Genomic DNA, 8,472 nt, shown 5'->3' on the forward strand with positions numbered 1-8,472 from the left:
ATAAAGATGGAAACTCACTTGAAGCCGGGATTGTGACTGTTTATAACGTCGCGCCGGTTACTAATGAATATATTTGGAAATCTGAAGAGTATTTACCAATAGGGGTAGGTGTTCCCGCCCACTCTTATATAGATAAACCTCCAGTTACCAGTCAAGGATTTGCCATTTGTCGAACTGCAAAAGGTGATGGGTGGGAATATATTGCTGATCATCGCGGAGAGATGCGTTTCAGCACGGTAACGAAGAAACCGCTTATTATTACCGAACTGGGTGACTATCCTGCAAACACAACGGATATCGCCCCAGCCGAGTTCGAGCAATGGGATGGCAATAAGTGGGTTAGTGATGAAGCCGCCAGAATAGCAGCAATCAGGCAAACAGCAGCAAGTAAGAAAGCTGAACTAAAGGCTGTAGCAGACTCCGAAATTGAATGGCGGCAAGATGCGGTTGACGACAAAAGCGCGAGCACAAAAGAAATAGCTGATCTTGCAGCATGGCGTAAATATCGATTGGCGCTGATGCGGGTTGATACTTCGAATCCGCTTGAAATTGAGTGGCCGGTAGCGCCTGAATAATCGGTAATAACCGGGTTTAATGGCCCGGCCTATTTCAATCGTATAGCCAACGGCCAGCTTTGGCTGATTCTATAATCATTTCAATCGTGAGCGGTTTTTTCTCGCGTGGTGGTGGTTTCTTTTGCCAAAAGGCATATTGACACTCGAAATAGTTCTCGGCATCGAAGTTTGAAAAATCAATATTAAAATGTGTAAATACATCCAAAAGCATATCGTCTATATCCTCGGGCGGGAAATTAAAGTGCTCCTGTAATGTCCAATGTTTATCTACAGGTATCCGCTCCGATTTAAACCAACTTTTTCCTTCACTGTAATTATCTGTGAGATATTTTAGAACCTCAGTTTCTAAATCGGCGCTATTCATCAGAATGCCGCCCACTCAATTCTATCTTTCGGTCTTGCTATAAGGTTGTATTTATTTCGAGTTTCTTTTGCTACAACCATTAGCGTGATGAGTAGTTGACCATAACCTACCCATGGTATGTAACGCCCCACGAACGATCCAATTTTGTTTGTTGGTTGCATACGGTTTCCAACCGGTGTTAACAGTCGCTTGCCATTCGGGAAGCGCATATCGTTGAATACTTTGCGTGACAGCATGGAGGCTACACTGGTGCCTTTTTTCGCCCCTATTGGTTTTCCGGGGGCCGGTAACCACGCTTGTCCCGAAAGAATGAGTGCGGCTGCACTTATTTCCAGATCGAGATGATTTGAGAAACTTTCCAAATAAATGAGGTTAAATAACTCTCCCGGAGTCAGATTTGCATGTCCATGGTAAAAGTACGTATCATCTAACTCTTCAACCGTATCCATAACTTTTCCTTGTTATTACCCTATATATTCCTTTCCAAGCATATGGGAATTAGGTTGGACACTCCATAGGATTATGGCGAGCAAAATTCTGAAAATAGAATGAGGTTACTATAGAGGTAGCCTCTCGCTAACTTATATTTCTATGGCTGAAACCAATCATCAGCACTTTCCCACGTTTCCTGCAAAATCTCTTCTACTGTCTTTTTATCCTCGTTGGCCCCACCTAGCACCGTTAAACCATCGGCCCCCGCAAACCTGACCTTCACGTCAATATCGCTAAATTTACGAGTAAGGCGATTCGTTAATTCTTCCGTAAGTGCGTTGGTGTAGCCAACCGGAAAACTCTTTGCGTTCAGCTTATCTATAGTTACTTCGACACGCAGCATAAATTCCCCTAATTTAAATAGTTAACACCTGAATCGCTGATCCCAGCATCAATGTAATCAATCCGCTTTTGTAGTTCGCTGACGATATGCCGTGCCTGCTCGACCGTGATCTCCATTGTCTGAATAACTTCCGCATTGGATAAGATTGGCGGGCTTTTTACCTTGGAATTGAAAATCATGGATTTGCTGCGTATTGAATGGCTGATGGTCAGAGAGTCAAACTTATAGATCACAGAAAAATTCTGTTCGAAGCCTTTTGTTGCTGACATGAGTAGAACCTCACACAGTTAATTTACTGGTTAAATATACAGTAGACACTATCCGTATAACAATCAGTTTTAAGTGAACTGTAGGGGAGATATCGTCGGAGTTTCACCATTGTTTTACCATCAGCAAATCCCACAAACAAAAAAAACAACCCTAATGGATTGGTTTTCTTAAGGTATTTTGGTCGGCATGAGAGGATTTGAACCTCCGACCCTCGACACCCCATGATAGCGTTAAATAGGCGAAAAAAAACCTCTGGGTTAGCAGAGGTTTTTTAATCTTCAAAGGAGTCGCGTATCTTTTGCGTATCCTTTTTGGTCTAAACTAGGTCAGTGCTTCGTCCGGTCATTTATCATAAGTTACTGGTTTATATGATACTGTCCGGTCACTGTCCTATCAAAAGTGGGCTGGGGGACGTTGAATAGGTTAATCAATGCGTTGTATTTACTCATAAAAATCGAGTTCAACTTTTTTTTGTATACCTAAACGTATACCAATGCAGGAAAGTGACACACCAATAAGCATGTTTTCCTAATATTCACTATCACTGATATGACGATTTGGTATTCAGGCAATGAAAGTAAAAGCAGGATACAACTCTTGTTTCAATAGTTCTCTGTATCGCCCAAACCGGATAATACATATTTTCGGTAAGTATTTCGGGCTATGACGTTTGACGAAGAGAAAGAACAGATATTGAAACTAATGGAAGAGAAAAAAATGTGGCGAAGCAATATGTGTATTAGCTGCGACTTGTCCAGAAGGTATGCAACGGTGGGGCACGATTAAATCTGACCGTCGGTTAAGAGCGAAAAGCAGAAGTTGACATTTATCTGCGTTCTCAAAAGATCACTACCGAAGTTGACCTGCTCCCCGTTGATTAAAAAGTAGATAGACAGGTATAGTCGTGTCATTGGAGAGTACAGCGCTTTGTGTGATAAACAAAATGCTGTTTAATACGCTGTTAGTTGCCTTTCAAAGTAAGGAATACTTCGTGAGTAGGGATTGGGAGTCGGTATTTGCAACTTGGTCGCAAGGACCAAGCGCAACGGAGCAAGAGAGAGCGGAAAATGCCGAGAGGCAAATAAGGCAAGCAATTCAGGCGAGTGATAAGTTAAAAAATCGAAATATCAAAGTATTTACGCAAGGCTCTTACAGAAACAGGGTTAATGTAAGGCGGGATAGCGATGTAGATGTAGGAGTTCTCTGTTTCGATACCTATTTTCCTGAGTACCCTGATGACAACGTAAAAATGGAGCTTGCAAAAAGTTGCGTTCCTGCCACCTATGAATACGCGACATTCAAAAGTGAGTTAGAAGAGGCGCTTGTAGCTAGGTTCGGAAGAGCTGCTGTTACACGTGGTAGTAAAGCCTTTGATATAAAAGCGAATACATATCGCGTAGAGTCAGATGTGGCTGCGTTTTTTGAGCATCGTAGATACGTTACCGCCACCTATTATCATTCTGGAGTCGAGATGATACCAGATGATTACGATCCTCCTAGAGTCAAAAATTGGCCAGAGCAACATTACGAAAATGGCGTTTCAAAAAACGCTTCTACATCAAGAAGATATAAAAGAGTCGTTCGGGTATTAAAAAAACTATCTAACGAGATGGCGTCAAACGGTATCCAATCAGCAAAAGACGCGCCGAGCTTTCTCATTGAAAGCTTGGTGTTCAATGCATCAAATTCATGTTTTGAATATCAATCTTTCAAACCCATGGTAAGGCATGTACTTGCAGAGCTATTCAATAATACTATGTCACATGAAAAATGCTCTGAGTGGGGTGAAGTAAACGAACTTAAGTATCTTTTCAGAGGCTCTCAGCCGTGGACTCGTGAGAGTGCTCACCAGTTCTTAAGTGATGCTTGGGACTACATAGGTTACGAATAATGCTAACTAGACTTCATATTTCATCGTTTATTGGTCTCACGATCACCGTGTGGTTACTTGCTCTCTGGTTTCAAGGTATGCCAGTGCTCAGTGCAGACTTTGTAAAACCATTTGGTACAGTAGTTGGTGTTATAACTCTGTTTGTCGCCCTGTTTAACAAATACCTCTGGTCATGGAAATTATTTAAAGGTTGGTATGTTAAAAGACCGGACTTAAGAGGAACGTGGAAAGTTGAATTGAAAAGTAGCTGGATAACCCCTGAAACTGGCGAAGGAATAGCACCAGTCTATGGGTATGCAGTCATCAGACAATCTTTAACATTTCTTAGTCTGAGATTGATGACAAAGGAATCTAGGTCTGTGTTGGTAGCTCACAGTATAGAACAGCAGGAAGATGAAGATTTGTTTAAACTCGTTGGAGTTTACCGAAATGAACCAAAAATTGAACTACAAGGTGTTAGAAGCGAAATTCACCACGGTTCCTTTGCCCTAGAAATTCATGGTTCTCCAGTCGAAGAGCTTGAAGGTCATTATTGGACGGATAGGGCAACCAAAGGTGGAATGAAATTGGTTGGTCGTGTAGACAAATTATATAGCACATATGAGCAGGCAGAGCGTGAGATCGGCACCTAACAAGGCGTATTAGCAGTGTTCTGTCCGGAAAATACAGTGCTGTCTCGAAAGATTCCCCGTCGAATAACACAAAGTAACATTAGCAACTTCCGCTTCTGGCACGAAGCGGCCTGACTCGATCGTATAGTCTGCTACGAGCGGGCGTTGGATTACTGAATGTTATCTAAATGTGAATGATTCATTTTAACGGGATACTTACAAGTGCAGTTAGCATCCATCTGGCAAAGAAAATCAACTGTCAGCCGTGCTTCTATATAGCTGTCAACTGGCGATGGAAGGCCCATGTATAAATCTCATTTGAAATGATTTTGTATTTATATACAGTTTTTATGTGCATAAATTTATTACTTAAAGCGTTTGCCAAGCAAATTTTTTTGCTCAGGTTTTTTGTGTTTTAATTTTATTCTGCATTATGGACTTACTTAAAACTAATTCTATATTGAGATTGTCTTTTACTTTAAAAAGAGCGTAATCATCGTAAAAAGAATGATAACCATTAGATATTAAAAAATCTCCAAAAAACTCTCCTGACATTTCCGGGAACATATTATATGCAAATGGTGTATATCCTGTTATAAACCCATGATTATCAATAATTACATCAGTAACTTTATCTTTAATACGATACGTGAAAATAAATCCCATTTTACTGGTCAATACGATATTGTTGAAAGTCCGTACCCTCTTATGCAAACGGTCTTCCAAACTTTTTAATGTGAGTGAGTTCTCTACATCGCAACCGATAATCTCTCCAGACATAGTAATCACAGAAAAAGATAGTCGTTCAAAAGTTTCAATAGAAATAGGGCCATTCTGATCATAAAGATTGCTATACTTAGGAACATCAATCAATTTAGCATCATAGCCTTTCAAGACTATAGGTTCATCAAACTTTATTAATTCAATACTACCTTTATTACCAATTTTCATATTTATTGAGGATATAACAATCGAATTATCTCTTTTATTTGAAATAACAAAGTTCGTGACATGTGAATCGTACAATTCCCCACTACTAATACTATATGAAACACATATTTTCTTTGTTACCTTTTGGTATCCGAAGTAAATAGTAAAGCCTGTGGCAATTACCGTTAGCAATTTTATATCAAAAATAGAATACAGCCACAAAAGTCCATCGATAGCATTTTGATTTATCATCCCGCCTCCATTTTTCAACAATGTTATTATCATCCCCTCATTATGGGGGGATGGCCAATTAATCCGCAATATCTTTCAACTGACAGAACTCAGGCAAATTAGCCCTCACCAGCGCCTCAGCGAACGGCGGTGGCACGAATTATAGCAACACGCAAAATGCTTGTCTTTCGCATACTTCTGTATGTATCCCACCCAAGCGGACCATGCATTTTTAGATATCTAACCTAACGTGTCGTAACATCCGAGATGTCCGTTTTTGGCACAGAGCGGCTATTCAGTTAGGTTAACTTTTGTGTCTAGGTTCCTAGGGTGAACGATGATGTTTTTGCTGGATATACTCAAGTAGAATGCGAAAAGGAATTCAAATCAGATGGAATTATGCACACAGGAAAGGCATCTTTCAGGATGCTGGTAAAAATTACTGAGTAAGCAGATCCAGCCAATCTGGGTTCTCAATTTTACGGGAATAGGGCAGCATCGCACGATTAATCATCTCAAAGAATTCTGACTCCTCCATCCTTACTGCTTCGCTTGTGCCAGGCCCCTCCCATTCATCAAAGAGATGCCAGTAAAGCGATTTCAGGGTATCGACCACCGCCGCGAAAATCTTTACATCAGGTTCAAGCCAATGACACACCAGAAAATATATTTTCTGTTCTGCATCATGGATGGAAGTGCACTGGGAAAGTTGACTCATAAATAGCTTGATCCAGACCAATGCTGCTGTTTTTAGTGGTGGCAGAGCTATCCGCTGCTCTGCAATGTACCGTGACATATATAATTCAACCTCGGTCCGTTCAGGTTGATTATCAAGCCCCAGTGAAGCGAGAATTAAAAGAGTCTCCGAATCATTTCCTTCGGTGATTTTATCTTCAGCCCATGCAATGATCAGGCAGTCCAGATCATTGTGGAGAAAGTGATATTTCTGTGAGAAAACAAGCAGCCCGAGCAGGTCATTGAGTGTGTATAGAGATGACATCTGGTATTCCCTTACCTGTATTGTTTACATGAACCCTGGCAGTGATAGTTTCTGAGTCCATCATTAATTGAACTGTGGGTCTATGTAACCGAATGAAACTCCAATTAACCTTCATTTTATCCTAACTATTGATTGTACTTGTCTGTAATATTGGATTTGTCTGTCCAATTGGCTCTCATATCTTCAGTGTACTGTGATCTACCATGTCACTCAAATTTTGCTCTGGTGGCACTCTATTCAACCATGTTGGTAGGGTAGCTTGTAGCATCGTGGAGTTATCTCTTTACAAAGGACATTTTGAGGTGTCCTTTGTGCAGAAATAATTTGGCGCGAGTGTTTACTGTAAAGTGACTAATTCACATCATAATATTGTGTATATATTTGTTTTTTCAACGATATCAGAGCGCATGCGTATATCGATTTTAGGATCTGCCTTTGTGGGGCGTCCCATTTTCTTCTTTTTCTTCAGCTCACTAAAAGAAACAAGCTTGATGTTTGGATCTTCAAGCAGCTTCGCGTCAGGATCGGTAGCAACGGCTTTTCTGATCTCTTTGCCTTCCTCTGGGGTTGGAAGAATAGTACCAGGCTTAAGAGTTGGCATATCTTTGCACCTCATCATACTGAGTTGTAGAATTATTTTACCCTACTGCTAAAAAATATAAATAGCGGTTTAGCTAATTGTTTCTAAGGTATATTATCTTTCAAGATATTTATTAAAGTGATGATTTCCCTGTTAGGACTGTTATATTAAAAAACTTGCATGTATTTAACTTCTGGTTAAATTATTAGTTTATTAAAATATATAATATTTTAATTTGTATTGTGGGATGTATTTAGTATCGGAAGTTTACCGAGTTATTATCATCTTTTGGGATCCTTATAGAAGGTTAGTAACTAATTTATATTGTTATTAACCATTAGTTGGTTAGTCAAGGTAAGGCCAATAGCCAAAACGTCGTTATGTACTTTTGATAAAACCAGCACCAAGCCAAAATCCTTCCCCCACATTTCCCCCACTTAACTGATCCCCACTTGTTCCCCCACCTGGGTTTTGGCTCGGTGCTCTCAGCCCAGTCATGGCGCGGGTTTGCTCTCTTTCCCCCATTTAGTGTGTATAGGTAAGTGGGAAGTGGGGGATTCGAGGCCAAATTGGTTAAAAATTCGATGTTCCCCCACTTGGTTCCCATTTTATCCCCCAGTTAGTTTCTTGCTGTATTGCTTAATGAATTGGGGCAGATATTCTCCCCGTCAATATGAATCAACCCATCAATTTCCAGCTTGTCTAGCCAGCGGGTAAATTTCTTCGCAACATCAAAACCCATGCCGCGCATATCATCCCTCACCAGTGATTTTGTACAGGTTTCACCACTGGCGGTACGGGAGCGGATAGATTGCCACAGCGCGATATGATTGGCCGTCAGGCGCTGAATACCCGCCAGTTCGGCCTCGTAGGGTGAGTCTTCATCGCTGACTTCACGCCCCCGATCACACAGCACCAATGAGTTAACTTCTTCGCCATCGTTATCGATATACAGATTGAGCGGCGAGAGGTCATAGGCCCGTGTGCTGGGTTCTTCTGAATCTTTAATTATCAGTGCATAACTGATAAAGAGTTTGGTGCTGTAATTTAGATATATTAAGGGCTGTGCATTATCTGGATGTCGTATGTTTGCTAGAAATAATGTCGTATGTTTGCTATGCTTTGGAAAGTTGAACGGGAGGTGGATGATGACTATCAAAGAACGTATTCAAACGAGATTAAAAC

10 protein-coding genes and 2 pseudogenes are annotated in these 8,472 nt (G+C 40.7%); 3 read left to right on the top strand and 9 right to left on the bottom strand.

The window, feature by feature from the left end:
- Positions 1 to 575: tail fiber assembly protein (locus ACNSO8_RS00655; RefSeq protein WP_418393516.1), on the top strand; the 575-nt coding region annotated here is incomplete at its 5' end.
- Between the two features lie 34 nt (positions 576 to 609).
- On the opposite strand, the gene ACNSO8_RS00660 is transcribed toward ACNSO8_RS00655, so the two are convergent.
- The 4 genes from ACNSO8_RS00660 to ACNSO8_RS00675 all read right to left on the bottom strand — a co-directional run bounded on the left by ACNSO8_RS00660 (position 610) and on the right by ACNSO8_RS00675 (position 2,043).
- Positions 610 to 939 (bottom strand): DUF1493 family protein, encoded by a 330-nt coding sequence (locus ACNSO8_RS00660; RefSeq protein WP_418393517.1) that lies wholly within the window; start codon positions 937 to 939, stop codon positions 610 to 612.
- On the bottom strand, positions 939 to 1,388 hold the full coding sequence (locus tag ACNSO8_RS00665) for an STM2901 family protein (protein WP_418393518.1): 450 nt from the start codon (positions 1,386 to 1,388) through the stop codon (positions 939 to 941). The genes ACNSO8_RS00660 and ACNSO8_RS00665 overlap by 1 nt, the downstream gene beginning before the upstream one ends.
- A gap of 140 nt (positions 1,389 to 1,528) precedes the next feature.
- Positions 1,529 to 1,774 carry a DinI-like family protein gene (locus ACNSO8_RS00670; protein WP_418393519.1) on the bottom strand — a complete coding sequence of 82 codons (246 nt, stop codon included), beginning with the start codon at positions 1,772 to 1,774 and terminating at the stop codon, positions 1,529 to 1,531.
- A gap of 8 nt (positions 1,775 to 1,782) precedes the next feature.
- Positions 1,783 to 2,043 (bottom strand): hypothetical protein, encoded by a 261-nt coding sequence (locus tag ACNSO8_RS00675; RefSeq protein WP_418393520.1) that lies wholly within the window; start codon positions 2,041 to 2,043, stop codon positions 1,783 to 1,785.
- Positions 2,044 to 3,035: 992 nt separating this feature from the next.
- On the opposite strand from ACNSO8_RS00675, the gene ACNSO8_RS00680 reads away from it, so the two are divergent.
- Together ACNSO8_RS00680 and ACNSO8_RS00685 are read left to right on the top strand one after the other, a co-directional pair.
- Entirely contained in the window at positions 3,036 to 3,935 is a 900-nt protein-coding gene (locus ACNSO8_RS00680; protein WP_418393521.1) for a nucleotidyltransferase, read from the top strand.
- Positions 3,935 to 4,567 (top strand): hypothetical protein, encoded by a 633-nt coding sequence (locus ACNSO8_RS00685; protein WP_418393522.1) that lies wholly within the window; start codon positions 3,935 to 3,937, stop codon positions 4,565 to 4,567. Before ACNSO8_RS00680 ends, ACNSO8_RS00685 begins: the two co-directional genes overlap by 1 nt.
- A gap of 378 nt (positions 4,568 to 4,945) precedes the next feature.
- Here ACNSO8_RS00685 and ACNSO8_RS00690 read toward each other — a convergent pair whose 3' ends face one another.
- From ACNSO8_RS00690 to ACNSO8_RS00710, 5 genes and pseudogenes are all read right to left on the bottom strand, one after another.
- Positions 4,946 to 5,728 (bottom strand): hypothetical protein, encoded by a 783-nt coding sequence (locus ACNSO8_RS00690; protein ID WP_418393523.1) that lies wholly within the window; start codon positions 5,726 to 5,728, stop codon positions 4,946 to 4,948.
- A gap of 58 nt (positions 5,729 to 5,786) precedes the next feature.
- Positions 5,787 to 5,905, bottom strand: a pseudogene (locus tag ACNSO8_RS00695) (DNA methyltransferase); the annotation flags it as partial.
- Between the two features lie 241 nt (positions 5,906 to 6,146).
- Complete coding sequence (locus tag ACNSO8_RS00700; RefSeq protein WP_418393524.1) at positions 6,147 to 6,707, bottom strand: hypothetical protein; 561 nt, start codon at positions 6,705 to 6,707, stop codon at positions 6,147 to 6,149.
- Between the two features lie 361 nt (positions 6,708 to 7,068).
- Positions 7,069 to 7,308 carry a hypothetical protein gene (locus tag ACNSO8_RS00705; RefSeq protein WP_418393525.1) on the bottom strand — a complete coding sequence of 80 codons (240 nt, stop codon included), beginning with the start codon at positions 7,306 to 7,308 and terminating at the stop codon, positions 7,069 to 7,071.
- Between the two features lie 598 nt (positions 7,309 to 7,906).
- Positions 7,907 to 8,296 (bottom strand): annotated as a pseudogene (locus ACNSO8_RS00710) (Cro/Cl family transcriptional regulator); the annotation flags it as partial.
- Positions 8,297 to 8,472 lie beyond the last annotated feature (176 nt).

Source organism: Yersinia sp. LJYL362, from assembly GCF_048323875.1.

Excerpts from the sequence above, each read along its gene's own strand:
- ACNSO8_RS00675 (WP_418393520.1), bottom strand. The coding sequence starts at position 2,043 with ATGTCAGCAACAAAAGGCTTCGAACAGAATTTTTCTGTGATCTATAAG.
- ACNSO8_RS00700 (WP_418393524.1), bottom strand. The coding sequence starts at position 6,707 with ATGTCATCTCTATACACACTCAATGACCTGCTCGGGCTGCTTGTTTTC.
- ACNSO8_RS00705 (WP_418393525.1), bottom strand. The coding sequence starts at position 7,308 with ATGCCAACTCTTAAGCCTGGTACTATTCTTCCAACCCCAGAGGAAGGC.
- ACNSO8_RS00690 (WP_418393523.1), bottom strand. The coding sequence starts at position 5,728 with ATGATAAATCAAAATGCTATCGATGGACTTTTGTGGCTGTATTCTATT.
- ACNSO8_RS00660 (WP_418393517.1), bottom strand. The coding sequence starts at position 939 with ATGAATAGCGCCGATTTAGAAACTGAGGTTCTAAAATATCTCACAGAT.
- ACNSO8_RS00665 (WP_418393518.1), bottom strand. The coding sequence starts at position 1,388 with ATGGATACGGTTGAAGAGTTAGATGATACGTACTTTTACCATGGACAT.
- ACNSO8_RS00685 (WP_418393522.1), top strand. The coding sequence starts at position 3,935 with ATGCTAACTAGACTTCATATTTCATCGTTTATTGGTCTCACGATCACC.
- ACNSO8_RS00670 (WP_418393519.1), bottom strand. The coding sequence starts at position 1,774 with ATGCTGCGTGTCGAAGTAACTATAGATAAGCTGAACGCAAAGAGTTTT.